Source organism: Massilia solisilvae (assembly GCF_024753215.1).
GTDB classification, from domain to species: Bacteria; Pseudomonadota; Gammaproteobacteria; order Burkholderiales; family Burkholderiaceae_D; genus Telluria; species Telluria solisilvae.
In genome coordinates, this window is the sequence record NZ_JANUGV010000005.1 from 61,068 (window position 1) to 78,168 (window position 17,101).

Genomic DNA, 17,101 nt, shown 5'->3' on the forward strand with positions numbered 1-17,101 from the left:
CCAAAAGAATTTTGCAGGATTTTACAGGCAACCGGGCAGGGCCTGTGCGCATTATAGGGCTCTCTTGTTGAATTTTCCGGCTCCATCCGTTAACTTTGGTTACTTACCTCACTTAGCGGGCCGATCGATGAGCATTTGTACGCGCTGCGGTGCACCGTTTGGGTGCGCGATGGCCGATGGCGGGGCCGAGCCCTGCTGGTGCACGGCGCTGCCGGCCATCGTGCCGGTGCCGGATGTGCCGGCCGGCTGCTGGTGCCCGGCTTGCCTCGAGCGGCATGTGGCCGGCCGATCCGACGCCACGCCGGAAGTTCCGGCTCCGCCTTTGAACTGAGCGGATACGCGCTGCGTGTTCCGGGTCTAAGCTCTGTTAGCTGAAGGAGCTGCGATGGACACTTCCTACGACAACGATGTCGTCGCTTGGGCCAGCGAGCAGGCGGCTTTGCTCCGTTCTGGCAAGCTCGACGCAATTGACGTGATGAATATCGCTGAGGAGATCGAAGGCGTTGCCCATGACGAGCAACGCGAATTCGGGCGGCGATTCGGTTCCTTGTTGATGCATCTGCTGAAGTGGCAATACCAAACAGCCTGGCGTTGCGGGTACTGGCGCGAAACGATCGCCGCAAAGCGTCAGGCTGTGAGCTACTATCTGGGCGAAGCGCCAAGCCTGAGTAAGTTGTTTGAAGACCAGGGGTGGCTCGACGTTGTGTGGGGCGACGCGGTCCGTCGCTTGCGGGATGAGATCGGGTTGGACTTTCCCGAGCATTGTCCTTGGCCTGTGCGCAAGGTACTGGATGACGACTTTTTCCCGGTCTGACATGGACGGTTGGACAAAAGACGATGTGGGCGTCACCGCCAACGCGGCGGCGGCTAGGTTGCGTCGCCCGGACGCAAGCGGATTCGACAAGTTTCGTTTTGCCGGGGAGGTTGGAAGGGTGAGCAGGCGCGAGCAGCGACAACTCGGCAGCAGGATGACAGTCCTCCTCGCGCATTTGCTGAAATGGAAGTACCAGCCCAAGCGCCGCTGTCACAGCTGGGAAGCGACGATCCGCGAACAACGCACCGCGATCCACATCGCGCTGCAGAGGTCGCCGAGCCTCAAGCATGCTTTGGCGGACGATGCATGGCTCGGCCTATGCTGGAAGGACGGCGTGGCGCTGGCGCGGGCACAGACTAACCTGATGTTTCCAGGAACTTGGATTTGGTCGGTCAGCGAGACGCTTGACGAGGATTTCTGGCCGAACTGATCATTCGCTGGGTTCAGCTCACCGCCGCGTTCGGAAAAAACGCAGCATCTCCCGGCTCGCATCCGGCCCGCGGCCGTCGGTGTAACTGCCGTGCGCGCTGCCGCCAAACCACGCATGGCCGCCGCCATGCACCACCCACTGCTCGGCATGCACGTTGCCATCGTCGCGCTGGTGCAGCGTGCGCGTGTAGGCATGCCCGTTCGGCACGCGGCCCGGCTCGACCACGATCCCTTTCGACACCGCCAGCGTGCCCTGCGCAATCAGTTCGTCGGCCGCGGCCGGGTGCACGGTCTGGTCCTGGTCGCCGTGGAACACGATGATCGGCAGCGTCTGGCCCGGCGTGTGGCGGCGCTTGAAGTCGCCCTTCATTGCCGCCAGCGCCGAGGGCAGGTCGTCAGCCGCCGCGAACGGCAGGCCCGAGTGCACGCCCACGGCCGCGTACAGGTCCGGATACACGGTGCCCATGATGGTCGCCATCGCGCCACCCGCCGACAGGCCGGCCACGTACACCTGTGCCGGGTCCACCGCGTGCGTGGCCATGACATGCCGCGTGATGCCGGCGATGATCGACGGTTCGCCGCGGTCGCGCTGCTGGTTCGTCTCGTCGAACCAGTTCCAGCAGCGCGACGGGTTGGCCTGCTGCGACTGCGCCGGATACACGACCAGGCAGGGCATGTCCTCGGCCAGCGCGTTCATCTGGGTGCCGCGCGCGAAGTCGTCCGGGTCTTGCGTGCAGCCGTGCAGCATCACCACCAGCGGCACCGGCTGTCCGTGGCAGGTGCTGGGCACGTACAGCTTGTAATCGCGGCTGCCGGCGTCGTTGGTATAAACGCCGTCGCTGAACGTGCCTGGCAGCGTGGGCCCCGGCTGTGGCTTGAGGGCGCCGGCCGGCAGGTCGATCGCGGCCAGCAGGTCGGCCGGCATCGGCATCGCGGTCGGCTCCATCATTTTGCGCGCCGCCTGCTGCAGCGCCGACGCGTTGTGGAGCGCCTGCTGAACGGCGCTGGTCGTGACCGCGGCCGGACCTTTGCGCATCAGCGCCCGCGATGCGGCACGCATTTGCGTAAACAGTTTCTGGTTCAGTTTCATGGGCTCTCCTGAGGTTGGGAATATCAGATGATGCGGTCGGCCAGCGCCGCCTTCAGTTCGCTGCGCACGTGCAGCGCGCCGAGCACGAAGATCGATTCGATCGTGGCCAGCGCCAGCTCGGGCGAGACGTCGTCCGCGATGCTGGCCATGCCGAGCACCTGGATCTGCAGGCGCTGCCCGGCGGCGCGCGCGGCTTCGAGGTCGGCGCGCGAATAGTGATGCATGCCCAGCACAAGGCTCCGGCGCGCCACGGTCTGGCGCACCACGTCGGCATGCTGGCCGAGCTGGTTGCGGATCGCCGTGCGGATGAAATCGGTGCGGTTGGCGTAAAAGCCTTCGCTCACCAGGAGGTCGATCTGGCCAAGGTCGATTGGCCCGAGGTTGATCGTGATCTTTTCGGAATCCTGCGTTTTTTGCTTCAGTTCGCCCGCGCCCATCGCACCCGCCATCCATCCACCATCTGACTGGATGGTAGTCTACGCGCTTGAAACCGAGGGTCAAGCGCGATCCGATTGAATACGTTAATCTTCTGCCCATGAGTCCAGACCTGAAACCCGGCGTGCGCTTCGAATGGCAGTACACCGTGCCGTCGCGCGCCACCGTACCGCAGCTGTATCACGACACCGCGTTCTGCCTCGACATGCCCGACGTGCTGGCCACCGGCTACATGGTCGGCATGATGGAACTGGCATGCGTGCACGGCATGATGCCCTACATGGACTGGCCGCGCGAGCAGAGCCTGGGCACGATGGTCAGCTTCGCTCACCTCGCGCCCACGCCGCCCGGCATGACGCTGCGCATAACGGGCGAGGTCATCGAAGTGGATGGCCGGCGCGTGCGCTTCAAGGTCGAGGCATGGGACGACGTGGACCGCATCTGCGAGGGCATCCACGAGCGCTGCGTGATCGACCCCGAACGTTTTGCGGCCAGGCTCGCGCAAAAGGGCGCGAAGGCGGCGGCATGAATCCCGAGCAGCAAACGCCGGTCCCGTCCCCATGCATCAATGTGTGCGAAATCGCGCCCGACACGGGCCTGTGCCGCGGCTGCCTGCGCACCATCGACGAGATCGCGACGTGGGGCAGCGCGAGCGACGAGGCCAAGCGCGCCGTGTGGCGCGAAATCCGCCGGCGCGAAGAGCGCCTGTTTCGCTAGATGGCGCTGCGCCTGCCCGCCACCATGCGCGTGTTCGAGCGCGGCTGGCTGTCGTCCAACAACGTGCTGTTCACCGGGCCGCAAAGCGCGCTGGTGGACAGCGGCTACGTCACCCACACCGCGCAGACGCTGGCGCTGGTGGACCATGCGCTTGAGGGCCGTCCGCTCGCGCACCTGCTCAACACGCACCTGCATTCGGACCACTGCGGCGGCAATGCGGCGCTGCAGGCGCGCTACCGCTGCCATACCTTGATCCCCGCGGCCGAAGCGGACAAGGTGCGCGCGTGGGACGAGGACGCGCTGAGCTTTCGCGCCACCGGCCAGCAATGCCCGCGCTTCGCTTTCGACGGCGCCGTGGCCGCGGGCGACACAATCGAGCTGGGTGGCTTGTCGTGGCAGGCGCTGGCCGCGCCCGGGCATGATCCGCATGCGCTGCTGTTCTATTGCGCCGCCGAGGGCATCCTCATCTCCGGCGACGCCTTGTGGGAAAACGGCTTTGGCGTGCTGTTCCCCGAGCTGGCGGGCGAACCGGGCCTGCAGGAGCAGGCGGCCACGCTCGACCTCATCGACAGCCTTCACGCGCGCATCGTCATCCCCGGCCATGGCGCAATCTTCGGCGACGCCGCGCAGGCACTGGCGCGCGCCCGTTCACGGCTGGACTACCTGGCGCAGGATCCGCGCCGCACTGCAGAGAACGCGGTCAAGGTCATGCTCCAGTTCCTGCTGCTGGAACGGCGCCAGGTGGCGCTGGCCGCCGTGCCGCAACTGCTGGCCTCGATCCCGCTGGTCGAGCGCGCACGCCTGCAATACCTGGGCATGGAGTACGCCGAACTGGCCGATTGGGCCGTGCGCGCGCTGGTGCGCGCGGGCGCTGCGCGGGTAGACGGTGGCGTGCTGCTCACATGAATGCCGTTTAGAGCGCCACGTCTAGCACGGTCGTGCTTTTTTGACCCTATAATCGTTGCACGCCTGTCCGTTCAACTTTTCGCGAAAGAGCCTGATGACCCTGCCCGCCGTGCTGCAAGACCTGACCCTTCCCGTGATCGCGTCGCCGATGTTCATCGCCAGCGGTCCCAAGCTGGTGGCGGCACAGTGCAAGGCCGGCATCGTCGGCTCGTTCCCGGCGCTGAACGCGCGCCCGGCCGAACTGCTCGACACCTGGCTCACCGAGCTGCAGGACGAGCTGGCCGCCTGGCGCGAGACCAATCCGGGAGCCAGGGTGGGGCCGATCGCCGTCAACCAGATCGTGCACCAGTCGAACGACCGGCTCGCGCACGACGTGGAGGTGTGCGTGCGGCACCGGGTGCCCATCATCATCTCGTCGCTGCGCGCGCCGCCCAAAGAAATGCTCGACGCGGTGCATGCCTACGGCGGCATCGTGCTGCATGACGTGATCTCGATCCGCCACGCGCACAAGGCGCTGGAGGCAGGTGTGGACGGGCTGATCCTGGTGGCGGCCGGCGCCGGCGGCCACGCGGGCGCGCTGTCGCCGTTTGCGCTGGTGGGCGAGGTGCGGCGCTTTTTCAATGGGCCGGTCGCGCTGTCCGGCTCGATCGCGACCGGCGGCGCGATCCTGGCGGCGCAGGCAATGGGCGCCGATTTCGCCTACATCGGCTCGCGCTGGCTGGCCACGCGCGAGTCGAACGTGAGCGACGCCTACCGCGACGCGATCATCGAATCGTCGGCTGCGGATATCGTTTATACCAATCTGTTCACCGGCGTGCACGGCAACTACCTGCGCAAGTCGATCGTCGCCGCAGGGCTGGACCCGGACGCGCTGCCGGAGTCGGACAAGAGCAAGATGAGCTTCGGCTCGGGCAGCGCCAAGGCCTGGCGCGACATCTGGGGCGCGGGGCAGGGCGTGGGCCTGATGGACGACGTGCCCACCGTGGCCGAGATGGTCGGGCGGCTCAAGGCCGAATACGACGCGGCGCGCGCGCGCCTGTGCGGTTGAGCCGGGACGACGCTCATTTGGCGATGATGCGCCCGGGTTTTACGGCTGCGCCGCCTTCAGGTCCTCCGGGCTGATCGCCCACAGCGCCGGCAGGTTGCGCCAGTAGCCGTACACGTCCATCCCGAAGCCGACCACGAACCGGTTCGGGAGCGACAGGCCGACGATATCGGCCTGCACCGGCTTCTTGCGGCCGAGGTCCTTGTCCGCGAAGACCGCGATGATGACCTCCTTGGCCCCCATGTCCAGCAGGCGCTGCTTGACCTGCGCCAGCGTCTCGCCTTCGTCCAGGATGTCGTCCAGCACGATGATCGTCTTGCCGGCCACGCTCTGGCGCGGGATCACCTTCCACACCACCTGCCCGCCCTGGTCCTCGTCGCCGTAGCGGGTCACGTGGATGTAGTCGAATTCGAGCGGGAAGTCCAGTTGCGGCAGCACGTTGCCGGTGAAAACGACCGCGCCGCCCATGACGCCCAGCACCAGCGGGAAGGCCTGCTCGTCAGGATTGCCGAAGCGTTGGTTGAGCTCGTCCGCAACGCGGCGCACCGCCTGCTGTACCTGTTCGGCGCTGGCGACCTGTTCGGCGTGTTCGAGGAGGGCGCGGGCCCGGTCGTGGTGAAATTCTTGCATGGCTATTCGACAAAAAAAGAAACCCGGTGATTATGCGGCATATCCGCAACTGCGGTGGTCCCGTTGTGCCGCATGTTGACGAATTGATGTCGCAGCGCAAGAAACGCTTGCCCCATTGGCCACGCAGCGGCGTATCATAGGCGGCTTGAATAACAGAGATACCTAGCAGCCCATGTCAAACCAGGACTTCCAGCGCGCCCGCGGCGAGCGCCTTGGCGCCCTGCGCGCCGCGATGGCCCGCCACCAGGTCGACGCCTTCATCGTTCCATCGAGCGACCCGCATCTGTCCGAGTACCTGCCTGGCCGCTGGAAGGGGCGCGAATGGGTGTCCGGTTTCACCGGTTCGGTCGGCACCTTCATCGCCACTGCCGCATTCGCCGGCGTCTGGACCGATGGCCGCTACTGGACCCAGGCCGAGCATGAGCTGGCTGGTTCCGGCATCGAGCTGATGAAGATCCCGGCGGCCGCGAGCCTGCAGCACATCGACTGGCTCGTCGCGACGCTGCAGCCGGGGCAGACGGTGGCGGTGGATGCGCGCGTGCTCGGCCTTGCGGTCGCGCGCCTGCTGTCCGATGCGCTGGCCGCGCGCGGCATCAAGCTGCGCACCGACCTGGACCTGCTCGACGAAGTGTGGGCCGATCGTCCGGCACTGCCGGCCGCCCCGGTGTTCGAACACGAGGCGCCCTACGCGGTGCTGCCGCGCGCCGACAAGCTGGCCGCCACGCGCGCCGCCATGCGCGAGCTGGGCGCCGACCGCCACTTCATCTCGACGCTGGACGACATCGCCTATCTGTTCAACCTGCGCGGGTCGGACGTGAACTTCAACCCGGTGTTCGTCGCGCACGCGCTGGTCGAGCCCGAGACGGCAACGCTGTTCGTCGGCGATGGCAAGGTGCCGCCCGCGCTGCGCGACAGGCTGCTGGAGGACAGCGTGCAGGTCGCGCCGTACGAAGAGGCCCGGACTGCGCTCGCGGCGCTGGAGTCCGGCGCCGCGCTGCTGGTTGACCCGCGCCGCATCACCGCCGGCATGCGCGCCGCGGTGCCGGCCGGCGTGCGCGTGGTCGAGTCGGTGAACCCGACCACGTTCGCCAAGTCGCGCAAGCTGGAAGGCGAGGCGGTCCATGTGCGCGCCACGATGGAGCAGGACGGCGCGGCCCTGTGCGAGTTCTACGCCTGGCTGGAAGCAACCCTGGCCGACCCGCACCGCGCGCCGCTCGATGAAGTGGCGATCGACGAGCACATCACCGCCGCACGCGCGCGCCGCCCCGGTTTCGTGAGCCCGAGCTTTGCCACCATCGCCGGCTTCAATCCGAACGGCGCGATCATGCACTACCGCGCCCAGCGGCCTGGCTGCGCCACCATCGAGGGCGACGGCCTGCTGCTGATCGACTCCGGCGGCCAGTACCTGGGCGGCACCACCGACATCACGCGCGTGGTCCCGGTCGGCACACCGTCGAGCGAGCAAAAGCGCGACTTCACGCTGGTGCTCAAGGGCCTGATCGCGCTGTCGTCGGCACGCTTCCCGCGCGGGACCAAATCCCCCATGCTCGACGCGATCGCGCGCGCGCCGATCTGGGCCGCCGGCATCGACTACGGCCACGGCACCGGCCACGGCGTGGGCTACTTCCTCAACGTGCACGAGGGCCCGCAGTCGATCTCGCCCACCACGGCACCCGAGCCGCACACGGCAATGGAGCCGGGCATGATCACCTCGATCGAGCCGGGCATCTACCGTCCCGGCCACTGGGGCATCCGCCTCGAGAACCTGGTCCTGAACCGCACGCAAGCGACCACCGAGTTCGGCGAGTACCTCGGCTTCGAGACGCTGACGCTGTGCCCGATCGACACCCGCTGCCTGGACCTGTCGCTGTTGCGCGCCGATGAAATCGCGTGGCTCAACGACTACCACGCACAGGTCGCGGCACGCGTTTCGCCGCACGTCGATGGCGCGGCCAGGCGCTGGCTCGACACCCGCACGAGGCCGATCTGATGGCAGGCGTGCGTTCCACCCGCGCCAGCGCCGCCGTGGAGCGGCTGAAAAAGCGCACCGGCCACCCGGGCTATTCGATGGCGCGCACTGGCGACGGCCTGTTCTTCCTGTCCGAACAGCCGGGCGCGCCGCCGTTGTGCGCGCCGCTCGAGCTGGACGAGTTCGTCGCCTTCGTCAACGGCCTGGGCCCGCAGGAACAAAAGCGCGTGACCAAGCACGACCTGGCGTTCGAAAAGCAGCTGGTCAAGAAAAAGCCGACCTGACATCCGCGCCGTCGAAAGGGATGCCGTGCCTTCGCATGAACTGTTGACCGCATACTGGTCGCACAACGAACTGGCCACCAACGGCCTGATCCTGCTGAACCTGCTCGGCGCGCTGCTGCTTGGCCTGATGGTCGGCTACGAGCGTTCCTACCACGGGCGCGCGGCCGGCATGCGCACCTACGGCCTGGTGTGCATGGCTTCGTGCGCGCTGACCGTCATCGCCGGCTACCCGAACTTCTGGTTCGGCGGCCACTTCGATATGGGCGCGGCGATCGACCCGACCCGCATCATCCAGGGCGTGGTGACCGGCATCGGCTTCCTTGGCGCGGGCGTCATCATGCGCGAGGGCTTCAACATCAGCGGCCTGACCACCGCGGCCTCGATCTGGGCATCGTCGGTGATCGGCGTCCTGATCGGCGTGGGCTTCTACCTGTCGGCGATGGGACTGGCGTTTTTCTCGGCCATCATCATGATCTACCTGAACCGGATCGAAGCCGTGCTGCCGTCGCGCCATGCGGTGGCGGTGCGCATGCGCTTCAAGCCGGGGTACAAGCCGCGCGAGGAAGTGTTGCGGCGCATTGCGCTCGAACGCGGTTACGAAATCGCGGGCGGCTCGCTCACCATCAGCGGCGACGTTGGCGGGCAGGAGTGGCGTTTCGTCGCGCTCGCACTGTCGCGCAAGAGCGGGGCGCCGCTGTCCGAACTGGCCGACGAACTGGCCGCGTTCGAAGGGATCGACGGCTTCCAGCTGTCGCACGCCCGCAACTAAAAACACAAGAACAAAAGGGACGACAAGCATGAACGCACAGGACGTACTCGATTTCTGGTTCGGCGCGCCCGGCAGCGCCGACTACGGCAAGCAGCGCGCCGCCTGGTTCCGCAAGGACGAGCGCTTCGACGGCGAGATCCGCGCGCGCTTTGGCGACACGATCGCGCAGGCGGTGTCCGGCGGCCTGCGCGACTGGGATACCGAAGGCCCGCAAGGGCTGCTGGCCCGGCTCATCGTGCTCGACCAGTTCACCCGCAACGCCCGGCGCGGCACCCCGGGCGCGTTCGAAGGCGACGCGCTGGCGCTGGCCGCCGCGCGCAAGCTGGTCGATTCAGGCGCACACCGCGAACTGCTGCCCGTGCAGCGCCAGTTTGCCTACCTGCCGTTCGAGCACGCCGAGGACGCGCGCGCCCAGGAGCAGGCGGTCGAGCTGTTCACGGCGCTGGCGAACGAGCACGAAGGGTTTGCCGATGCGCTCGATTACGCGCACCGTCACCGCGGGGTGATCGCGCGCTTCGGCCGCTTCCCGCACCGTAACCCGATCCTCGGCCGCGCCAACACGCCGGAAGAAGCCGAGTACCTGATGCAGCCCGGCGCCGGATTCTGAGCGTGCGCCCGACCCTGAACATTGTCGGCGGCGGCCACGTCGGCCGGGCGCTCGGGCGCCTGTTTGCCCGCAGCGGCCTGTTCGTGATCCAGGACGTGATGACGCGTTCGCTGCACAGCGCGCGCCACGCTGTCGATTTCATCGGCGCCGGCGACCCGGTGCACGAGATCGCAGCGCTGCGCCACGCCGACGTGTGGATGCTGGCCGTGGCCGACGACCAGATCGCGCAGGTGGCCTCGGCGCTGGCCAAGGCCGGGCTGGTCGACGGCGCGGTGGTGTTCCACTGCAGCGGCGCCAAGTCCTCCGCCGAGCTCGATGCCGCGGCCAGGGCCGGCGCGCTGGCCGCCAGCGTGCACCCGGTGCGCAGCTTTGCCGATCCGGCCGCGGTGGCCGCGGCCTTTGACGGCACGTATTGCGGCATCGAGGGCGAGCCGCACGCGCTGGCGCTGCTCGGCGCGGCGTTCGAAGCGATCGGCGCCCGGCTGGTGCCCATCGATGCGGCGGCAAAGACGGTCTATCACGCCGCGTCCGTATTCGCCTCCAACTACCTGGTCACGGTGCTCGACGCCGCATTGCGCGCCTACCAGGCGGCCGGCATCGAGCCCGAGGTCGCGCGCGAACTGGCGCGTCCGCTGGCCACCGAAACCCTGTCCAACGTGTTCCGGCTCGGCCCGGAAAGCGCGCTGTCCGGGCCGATCGCGCGTGGCGACATGGCCACCGTCGCGCGCCAGCAGCAAGCGGTCACCACATGGGACGAGGCCACCGGCGCGCTGTACGCGGCGCTGGCCGAGGCGACGACGGACCTGGCGCGCCGCAAGCGCGGCGGCGCATGAGATTTTCAACGACAAAGGAGCATCGATGCACCTGACTGCCTGGATCACCCTGGCCGCGCTCGCGGTCTATTTCTGGACCTTTGCCAACGCCGGCGCGGCGCGCGTCAAATACAAGGTGCCGGCGCCCAGCATGGACGGCCCGATCGAGTTCCAGAGCCGCCAGCGGGTGCAGATGAATACGCTCGAACAGCTGCCGATGATGCTGGTGCCGCTGTGGCTGTGCGCGGTGTTCCTGGGCGATGCCTGGGCCGCGGCCGGTGGCGCGCTGTGGTGCCTGGGCCGGGTGCTGTATGCGCTGGGCTACTACCGCGATCCCAAGAAACGCGAGCTCGGCTTCGTGACCGGCATGGTGGCGAGCGCCCTCCTGATTGTTGGTGCTGTTGTTGGCTTAATAATGCACTAGAGCAAAAAAGTGTGCCCTAGCTATCGACAAAGTTCCTGAATAGCAATAACCTTGCTAGCCAACAGATCAATCGGAGAGCGCGCCGCATCGGCCGCCGAGCCGATGCCAGGATGGAGGAAAACCAGCATGTTGTTTTTGAAGAGCACCAGCGTGACCAAGGCTCCCGGCATCTATGAAGTCGATGTCGCCGCCAAGCCGCCCGGGAAGACTTTCGGGATTTTCATGGCCACCGATCCGGACAACCCGCCGTCCTCGGTCCTGGCGGAGCTGGAAAAGCTCGGCTTTTACCGCTCCTACCAGCAGGCCTACACGCACAAGGACAAGGGCAAGGTGCTCGACATTCACTTCCACAAGAACGGCACCGACCTGTTCAACGGCTGGAAGACCGAGGAGTGCGAAGCCAACCTCACCGCCATCGACAACCTGTTCAATGGGATCGGCATCAAGGTCGCGCCGCGGGTGATGAGCCTGGCCGAAGCCTACGCCTGACCCTCAGCCCTGGCCCTGCACCTCGATGTGGTACAGGGCCCACGGGCAAGCGCCGAACCGCTGGGCCAGCGGTTTGGCCGCCATCTCCGGCACGCGATCGGCATCATAGACCGCCCACAGCGGGCCCAGCCCGCCCAGCGCCATCGGTTCCCCGTCCAGGTGCGTGGCGACGATGAAACCCTGCGCCCGCGCTTCCTTGACCGTCATTGCCACCGCGTAGCCATCCACCGCACGCAACACCACCTTCGCCTGCTCGCCGCCCTGGGCGCCGGCCCGCGCCAGTACATCGGCCAGCAGCGGGCCGCGCAGCGTGTGCGGTTTGGCGTCGTATTCCAGGGTAGGGCGGATCGTGCGCGCCGGCAGGCGCAGCAGCTCTGCAAAATCGAAGGTGCAGGCGCGCTGGAACTTCACCTGCTGCTTGTGCATCATCTGGTCCAGCGCCGGGTCCACGGGACCGCGGTTGCTGCGCGCGATGTTGCCGCTGATGGTGAGCAGGACCGGTCCACGCGCCACGGGCGCAGCGTTGGCGCCGCCGGGTGCGGCCACCGCCGCCAGCGCGGCGGCGCCGAGGAATTGGCGTTTGTTCATGCGAGAATGTCCCGTCGATGATGTCCTGCCATCATAGCCGCAAATTTTGCCCGTGGAACTTTTTGCTTCAAGTACAACGCTGACGCCGATCCCGGTTGCCGATGGCGAGCTGGCCTTCCTGCCACAGCTGCCGCTGCCCTGGCCCAACGACCAGATCCTGCGCCGCCTGGTCGAGGAAACGGCGTGGCGCGCGGAGACTGTCGTGGTGTACGGCAAGCGTCACCTGCAGCCGCGCCTGACCGCCTGGCATGGCGATGCCGCTTACACCTATTCCGGCCTGCGGCTCGAGCCATTGCCCTTCACCCCGCTGCTGCAGGCGATACGCGGCGCCGTTGAAGAGGCCACCGGGCACCATTTCAACAGCGTGCTGCTCAACTATTACCGGAACGGGCGCGACAGCATGGGCATGCACAGCGACGACGAGCCCGAGCTGGGACCGCGCCCGGTGATCGCCTCGGTCAGTTTTGGCCAGGCGCGCACGTTTGTCCTGCGCCACAAACGCACGAAACAGACGGTCAAGCTCGACCTGACCGACGGGAGCCTGTTGCTGATGGCCGGCGTGCTGCAGCACAACTGGTTGCATGGCATAAATAAGTCCGCTCGCCCACTTGGCGCCCGGGTGAATCTAACTTTCCGCTACATCGGCTAACACATCCTTATTCCACATCATTTTTACGGTAATTTATCTGAACCGGAAGTCAGTTATCTTACATTTGATTACAGTTCTTACTGATTAGGCACGGTGTTGAAGATATGCCAGTGCTATCTTGGCCACGTCGCGATTCATTGTGAATTGCGAAAAGGCATCAAGAGGAAGAAAAGGAACTGATATGAAGAAGCTCGTATTTGCACTGATCGCAAGCGCCGCCGTCGCGGGTGCTGCCCAAGCCCAGACCACCACGACCACCACCGACGCGCCGCGCGGCTACGTCGGCCTGGGTGTGGCCACCGCCGACCACGACTATTCGCTGAGCGGCGTCACCGACAAGGATGGCTACAAGGCCTCGGCCAAAGTGTTCGGCGGCTATGAGTTCAACAAAACCTTCGGCGTCGAGGCAGGCTACACCGACTTCGGCAAGTCCGACTTCAGCTTCAGCAATGCCAGCGGCACCGGCAACGGCCGTTCGGATGGCCACGCCGCCTACATCGCCGGCAAGGCCACCGCACCGTTGAACGACCAGTTCGCCGTGTACGGCAAGCTGGGCGTGGAAAACAGCCACCGCTTCTACAACACCACCACCGGCCTGTCGGGCAGCAGCAACGATACCGGCGTGTATGGCGCCGTGGGCCTGCAATACAACCTGACCAAGGAAGTGTCGCTGAACGCCGAGTACGAGCGCTATGGCAAGTCGAAGGACTTCGGCGCCAAGGCGGACGTCTGGACCGTGGGCGCGCGCTACAACTTCTGAGCGCCCCAACGTCGCAACACTCCCAGGTAAAAACAAAAGGGCCCCGCGGGGCCCTTTTGTTGTTGGCGCCGGCCTCAGGAAGCTGGACTGGCCTTGCCGGCCTTGGCCACCGCCGTGCTGTCCGGCTCCAGGAAGATGCCGGTGTCCGCCGCCGCGCGCGCGCCGGGCGCCACGATGGCCACCTTCGAGAATTGCAGGTTGCGCGCGCGCGGGAAGTTGAGCGTGAAGCCGGTGCAGCCGGCATCCGGGGAGCACTGGTACCTGATTTCGGTGCCGAAGAAATCGCTCACGAAGGCGTCCTTGCCCACGTAATCGAGCTTGATGGTGGTGCGCGGATGCGCGACCATCAGCTTGCCGTCCTGCTCGAAGACGGTATAGAGGACGTGCAACTCGTCGTTGTAATATTCGCCGGCATACGCCTTCAGGCTGGCGGGAGGCGCGGTCGGCTTGGCGGTGCGCTTGCCCGGGATGTCCCGCCCGTTCTGGTGCAGCACGAAACCCTGCACGATGCCGTCCTTGTCCGGTTCCTCGAAGCTGAAACGGGCGTTCACCACTTTCGCGAAGAACTCGCGTTCGCCCGAGGCGAACAGTTGTCCTTTCGCTTGTCCGGTGCCCTGGCCTACCAGATGACCATCTTCCTTGGTGAACGTGACGCCGAAGGTCGGTGACAGCGCGTAATAGCCAAGGAACGCATCCAGGCGCGCGGGGTCGAGCGCGATTTCGGCCGGCATTGCACTGTCGGCAGGCGCGGCTTTCGGCGCCAGTTCCGCACCCAGGTAAATGTCGGCGATCCGGCGTGCCATGACGGTCGGGCTCACGCCCGGGGTGTTGGCCAGCACGGCGACCGTGAAATGTTGCTCCGGAAAGCGCGACATCTGGGACGCATAGCCGCCAATACCGCCCGAGTGCTCGACCAGCCGTGCGCCGCGGTAGTTCTCGACCATGAGGCCGGATGCGTATTGGATCGGCTTGCCGTTGTTCAGCACGCCGGTCACCTGCATTTGCGCGAGCAGGTCCTTGCCGCCGACGCGGCCGTCGTAGAAATTGGCATCCCACAGCGCCAGGTCCTCGACCGTGGTCAGGAGCCCGCCGGGGCCGGCGGTGGACTCGCCCACCGCCAGGTATTTGAAGCTGCCGTCCGGCGCCGCCTGGTACGACAAGGCGCGGCGCGGGACCAGGGTGCCGTAGTCCTTCTGGAATGCGGTATGCGTCATGCCGAGCGGGTCGAAGATGCGTTCCTTCGCGAACACCGCCAGCGGCTTGCCGGAAACGCGTTGCACGATGGCCGCCAGCAGCGTGTAGCCGGTGTTGCTGTACATGTACTCCTGCCCCGGCGCGAAGTTCAGGGCGCGCTGGCGGCGGATGATGCCCAGCATGTCATCCATCGTCATCACGTCGTCCAGGCGCCAGCCCGCCAGCACCATCAGGTTCATCGCGTCGCGCAGGCCGCTGGTGTGCTGCAGCAAGTGCCGCAGCGTGATGGTCTTGCCGAAGTCCGGCACCTCGGGCAGGTACTTGTGCACGTCGTCGTCGAGCGACAGCTTGCCGTCCTTTGCGAGCAGGTAGATCGAAAATGCCGTGAACTGCTTGGACATCGATCCCACGTTGAACACCGTGGCGGGTGACACCGGGACGGCGCGCTCGATGTCGGCCATGCCGTAGCCCTTGCGCAGCAACACCTTGCCGTCGCGGATCACGGTGACCGCACAGCCGGGTGTGTCGGGCTTGTTCCACTTTGCGAACAGCGCGTCCACCTGCTGCTCCGGCGCGAGCGCGCTCGCCTGTTGCGATGCGGCCGGGGCGGCAGCCCAGGCCGCGGCCGGGCCGGTCATCAGCACGGCGGCCAGTATCGCGTTGCAGACCTGTTTCATCTTCCAGTCTCCTTTGCACGGTTCGGACAGGACGGCTGTTCCAGGTCCGGGTAGCGGAGACTATACGTGATTGATGACGGTGAGAAATGCGTGGTTTGTCACACACTTGGGGCATTACGGGGAAGAGGGCAGGCCGGTACGCCGGGCCCACGGCGGCAGCGCAGGGGCCAGCTCGGCGGCACACCAGCCGGCCGAGATGAAACGGTGCAGCGATGACCAGCGCCAGTCGCGCGCGCGCTGGCACAGGCCATGGCGCAGCGCATTGCCATGCACGTAATCGACCAGCGCGGCGTATTCCTCGTCGTTGCCGATGCGGTAGTCGCGGTAGTGCGGCTCCCACACCGCGCCGTCGAGCGCGCCCGGCACGAAGGCTTTGCGCAGCGCCTTGGAAAATGCAATCTTGACCGCGCGCCAGCGGCTGGCGCAGTCATGGTCGCCGGGCGGCAAGGTCCAGATCGCATGCGCGTGGTCGGGTAGCACCACCCAGGCGTCCACATGGAAGGGTTTGCGCACGCGCGCCTGGCGAATGGCTTCGCCAAAGGCGGAGAAGTGATCGGTCAGCAGGCTGCTGCCACGGTCGAGCAGCCGCACCGTGAAGAAGAACGTCCCGCCCGGGACCCGGTTGTCACGGTAGTCTGTCATGGCTGGAGCCAGCGCCGCAAGGGCGGGCGCTGGTGAAGCGAGGCTCGGCGCCTCCACGAGCCTGATTCTACACAGGGGATGAGCGGCATGCGGTTCCGTTTCCGCACCCAAACGTCGTGCAGACACATGTTAAAGCCGGGACGGGGCTTGCCACGCTTCTTGACATTAAGATTTAAGTGGCGCATGTTTAACGCGACGATTCGTAACAATCCTTTTTTAATCAGTCTTCTCTATCGGCTTATCATCCGCGCGTGAAGCAGCAATCATCCGGCCGCGCCGGGCCGCGCCGGGCCGCGCCGCCGCTCCCCGCACGATCTCGAGGATTTCATCATGACACTTCTTCGTACCTGCGCTGTGCTGGCCGCCTTGGTCGCCAGCGGCGCGGCCTTCGCCGATACCGATTGCACGGACCCGATCGCGCAATGGAAACCACACGAAACCTTGCGGCAAGAGGTCGAGCAGCGCGGCTGGGCGGTGCAGCGCATCAAGGTGGACGATGGTTGCTACCAGGTCAGGGCGACCGACCGCAAGGGCAACAAAGTGAAGGCGAAGTTTTCCCCTGCATCCCTGAAGATTCGTAGCCTGCAAGTAGAGTTCGGGCCCGATGCCGATGCCTCGGATTACATCCCGCCCGTCCAGCAAGACACCCATATCCGGGGCGATGGACGAATGAGAAAAGGAAATACTCCATGAAAAAACTGACGACTTATATGTGCGTCGCGGGCGCCTTGACGCTGCCTGTGCTGGCGCAGGCGAGACCGGTCACGCTCAATACCCAGCTGCAAAATTACGGCGGCAATGGCGCTTACCTGGCAATTTACCTCACTGACGCTGCGGGCCAATACAAGAAGACTTTGTGGGTCGCCGGGAAGAAATCGAAGTACTACAAGCACCTGAGCGCCTGGTCGCGCGGCAGTGGGCTCAAGGCAAGCGAATTCGACGGCGTTACCGGGGCCAGCGTCGGCAGCGGCAAATCGCTCAAGGTCACGGTGGACCTGGCCGACGTGCTGATCGACGCCGGCTACGAAATCCGGATCGACAGCGCGGTGGAAGACGGGCGCGACAATCCGGCCGAGGTGCGCGTGCCGCTGACGAAATCGGGCGCCGGCAAGCCGGTCAAGGGCAAGGGCTACGTCAGCACCTTCAAGTACGACCTGTGACCCCCTGACGC

The 17,101-nt window shown here is 66.1% G+C and carries 24 protein-coding genes; 18 read left to right on the forward strand and 6 right to left on the reverse strand.

The annotated features are described in order from the left end of the window. Positions 1-127: 127 nt before the first annotated feature. The 3 genes from NX773_RS16990 to NX773_RS17000 are packed head-to-tail and all read left to right on the forward strand — an operon-like array spanning position 128 to position 1,244. Positions 128-331, forward strand: a complete 204-nt coding sequence (locus NX773_RS16990) for a cysteine-rich CWC family protein (RefSeq protein ID WP_258857491.1) — start codon at positions 128-130, stop codon at positions 329-331. Between the two features lie 54 nt (positions 332-385). Beyond that, positions 386-814: a DUF29 domain-containing protein gene (locus tag NX773_RS16995; RefSeq protein WP_258857492.1), complete on the forward strand. Its 429-nt coding sequence runs from the start codon at positions 386-388 to the stop codon at positions 812-814. Beyond that, positions 792-1,244, forward strand: a complete 453-nt coding sequence (locus NX773_RS17000; protein ID WP_258857493.1) for a DUF29 domain-containing protein — start codon at positions 792-794, stop codon at positions 1,242-1,244. Before NX773_RS16995 ends, NX773_RS17000 begins: the two co-directional genes overlap by 23 nt. An 18-nt stretch (positions 1,245-1,262) precedes the next feature. Here the strand turns inward: NX773_RS17000 and NX773_RS17005 are convergent, their stop codons facing one another. Then, positions 1,263-2,333, reverse strand: a complete 1,071-nt coding sequence (locus tag NX773_RS17005) for an extracellular catalytic domain type 1 short-chain-length polyhydroxyalkanoate depolymerase (protein WP_258857494.1) — start codon at positions 2,331-2,333, stop codon at positions 1,263-1,265. A gap of 23 nt (positions 2,334-2,356) precedes the next feature. Further along, a complete protein-coding gene (locus NX773_RS17010; RefSeq protein ID WP_258823362.1) occupies positions 2,357-2,770 on the reverse strand; it encodes a ribbon-helix-helix domain-containing protein in 414 nt (137 codons plus the stop codon). Between the two features lie 98 nt (positions 2,771-2,868). On the opposite strand from NX773_RS17010, the gene NX773_RS17015 reads away from it, so the two are divergent. The 4 genes from NX773_RS17015 to NX773_RS17030 all read left to right on the forward strand — a co-directional run bounded on the left by NX773_RS17015 (position 2,869) and on the right by NX773_RS17030 (position 5,439). Continuing rightward, positions 2,869-3,297 carry a thioesterase family protein gene (locus NX773_RS17015; RefSeq protein WP_258857495.1) on the forward strand — a complete coding sequence of 143 codons (429 nt, stop codon included), beginning with the start codon at positions 2,869-2,871 and terminating at the stop codon, positions 3,295-3,297. Continuing rightward, complete coding sequence (locus NX773_RS17020; RefSeq protein WP_258822858.1) at positions 3,294-3,485, forward strand: DUF1289 domain-containing protein; 192 nt, start codon at positions 3,294-3,296, stop codon at positions 3,483-3,485. The genes NX773_RS17015 and NX773_RS17020 overlap by 4 nt, the downstream gene beginning before the upstream one ends. Then, complete coding sequence (locus NX773_RS17025) at positions 3,486-4,391, forward strand: MBL fold metallo-hydrolase (RefSeq protein WP_258857496.1); 906 nt, start codon at positions 3,486-3,488, stop codon at positions 4,389-4,391. Positions 4,392-4,485: 94 nt separating this feature from the next. After that, the gene (locus tag NX773_RS17030; protein ID WP_258857497.1) at positions 4,486-5,439 is read left to right on the forward strand and encodes an NAD(P)H-dependent flavin oxidoreductase; all 954 of its coding nucleotides are present in this window, start codon (positions 4,486-4,488) and stop codon (positions 5,437-5,439) included. A gap of 39 nt (positions 5,440-5,478) precedes the next feature. Here NX773_RS17030 and NX773_RS17035 read toward each other — a convergent pair whose 3' ends face one another. Continuing rightward, complete coding sequence (locus NX773_RS17035) at positions 5,479-6,066, reverse strand: hypoxanthine-guanine phosphoribosyltransferase (RefSeq protein WP_258857498.1); 588 nt, start codon at positions 6,064-6,066, stop codon at positions 5,479-5,481. A gap of 172 nt (positions 6,067-6,238) precedes the next feature. On the opposite strand from NX773_RS17035, the gene NX773_RS17040 reads away from it, so the two are divergent. The 7 genes from NX773_RS17040 to NX773_RS17070 all read left to right on the forward strand — a co-directional run bounded on the left by NX773_RS17040 (position 6,239) and on the right by NX773_RS17070 (position 11,420). After that, positions 6,239-8,056, forward strand: coding sequence for an aminopeptidase P family protein (locus NX773_RS17040; RefSeq protein ID WP_258857499.1), 1,818 nt, complete (start codon positions 6,239-6,241; stop codon positions 8,054-8,056). Further along, complete coding sequence (locus tag NX773_RS17045; RefSeq protein WP_258857500.1) at positions 8,056-8,319, forward strand: hypothetical protein; 264 nt, start codon at positions 8,056-8,058, stop codon at positions 8,317-8,319. The genes NX773_RS17040 and NX773_RS17045 overlap by 1 nt, the downstream gene beginning before the upstream one ends. A 25-nt stretch (positions 8,320-8,344) precedes the next feature. After that, on the forward strand, positions 8,345-9,088 hold the full coding sequence (locus NX773_RS17050; protein ID WP_258857501.1) for an MgtC/SapB family protein: 744 nt from the start codon (positions 8,345-8,347) through the stop codon (positions 9,086-9,088). Between the two features lie 28 nt (positions 9,089-9,116). Next, entirely contained in the window at positions 9,117-9,695 is a 579-nt protein-coding gene (locus NX773_RS17055) for a DUF924 family protein (protein ID WP_258857502.1), read from the forward strand. Positions 9,696-9,697: 2 nt separating this feature from the next. Continuing rightward, positions 9,698-10,528: a Rossmann-like and DUF2520 domain-containing protein gene (locus NX773_RS17060; protein WP_258857503.1), complete on the forward strand. Its 831-nt coding sequence runs from the start codon at positions 9,698-9,700 to the stop codon at positions 10,526-10,528. Positions 10,529-10,553: 25 nt separating this feature from the next. After that, entirely contained in the window at positions 10,554-10,931 is a 378-nt protein-coding gene (locus NX773_RS17065) for an MAPEG family protein (RefSeq protein WP_258857504.1), read from the forward strand. A gap of 126 nt (positions 10,932-11,057) precedes the next feature. Next, entirely contained in the window at positions 11,058-11,420 is a 363-nt protein-coding gene (locus NX773_RS17070) for a hypothetical protein (RefSeq protein ID WP_258857505.1), read from the forward strand. 3 nt (positions 11,421-11,423) lie between these two features. Here NX773_RS17070 and NX773_RS17075 read toward each other — a convergent pair whose 3' ends face one another. Then, positions 11,424-12,008, reverse strand: a complete 585-nt coding sequence (locus tag NX773_RS17075; RefSeq protein ID WP_258857506.1) for a putative pterin-binding protein — start codon at positions 12,006-12,008, stop codon at positions 11,424-11,426. Between the two features lie 52 nt (positions 12,009-12,060). On the opposite strand from NX773_RS17075, the gene NX773_RS17080 reads away from it, so the two are divergent. Continuing rightward, positions 12,061-12,657 carry an alpha-ketoglutarate-dependent dioxygenase AlkB family protein gene (locus NX773_RS17080; protein ID WP_258857507.1) on the forward strand — a complete coding sequence of 199 codons (597 nt, stop codon included), beginning with the start codon at positions 12,061-12,063 and terminating at the stop codon, positions 12,655-12,657. Between the two features lie 181 nt (positions 12,658-12,838). After that, positions 12,839-13,417: an outer membrane beta-barrel protein gene (locus tag NX773_RS17085; RefSeq protein ID WP_258857508.1), complete on the forward strand. Its 579-nt coding sequence runs from the start codon at positions 12,839-12,841 to the stop codon at positions 13,415-13,417. A gap of 74 nt (positions 13,418-13,491) precedes the next feature. On the opposite strand, the gene NX773_RS17090 is transcribed toward NX773_RS17085, so the two are convergent. Both NX773_RS17090 and NX773_RS17095 read right to left on the reverse strand, forming a co-directional pair. After that, positions 13,492-15,288: a serine hydrolase gene (locus NX773_RS17090; RefSeq protein WP_258857509.1), complete on the reverse strand. Its 1,797-nt coding sequence runs from the start codon at positions 15,286-15,288 to the stop codon at positions 13,492-13,494. Between the two features lie 114 nt (positions 15,289-15,402). After that, complete coding sequence (locus NX773_RS17095; protein WP_258857510.1) at positions 15,403-15,930, reverse strand: REP-associated tyrosine transposase; 528 nt, start codon at positions 15,928-15,930, stop codon at positions 15,403-15,405. Positions 15,931-16,260: 330 nt separating this feature from the next. On the opposite strand from NX773_RS17095, the gene NX773_RS17100 reads away from it, so the two are divergent. Together NX773_RS17100 and NX773_RS17105 are read left to right on the forward strand one after the other, a co-directional pair. After that, positions 16,261-16,623, forward strand: coding sequence for a PepSY domain-containing protein (locus tag NX773_RS17100; protein ID WP_258857511.1), 363 nt, complete (start codon positions 16,261-16,263; stop codon positions 16,621-16,623). Continuing rightward, complete coding sequence (locus NX773_RS17105; RefSeq protein ID WP_258857512.1) at positions 16,620-17,090, forward strand: DUF2271 domain-containing protein; 471 nt, start codon at positions 16,620-16,622, stop codon at positions 17,088-17,090. Before NX773_RS17100 ends, NX773_RS17105 begins: the two co-directional genes overlap by 4 nt. The last annotated feature ends 11 nt before the right edge of the window (positions 17,091-17,101 follow it).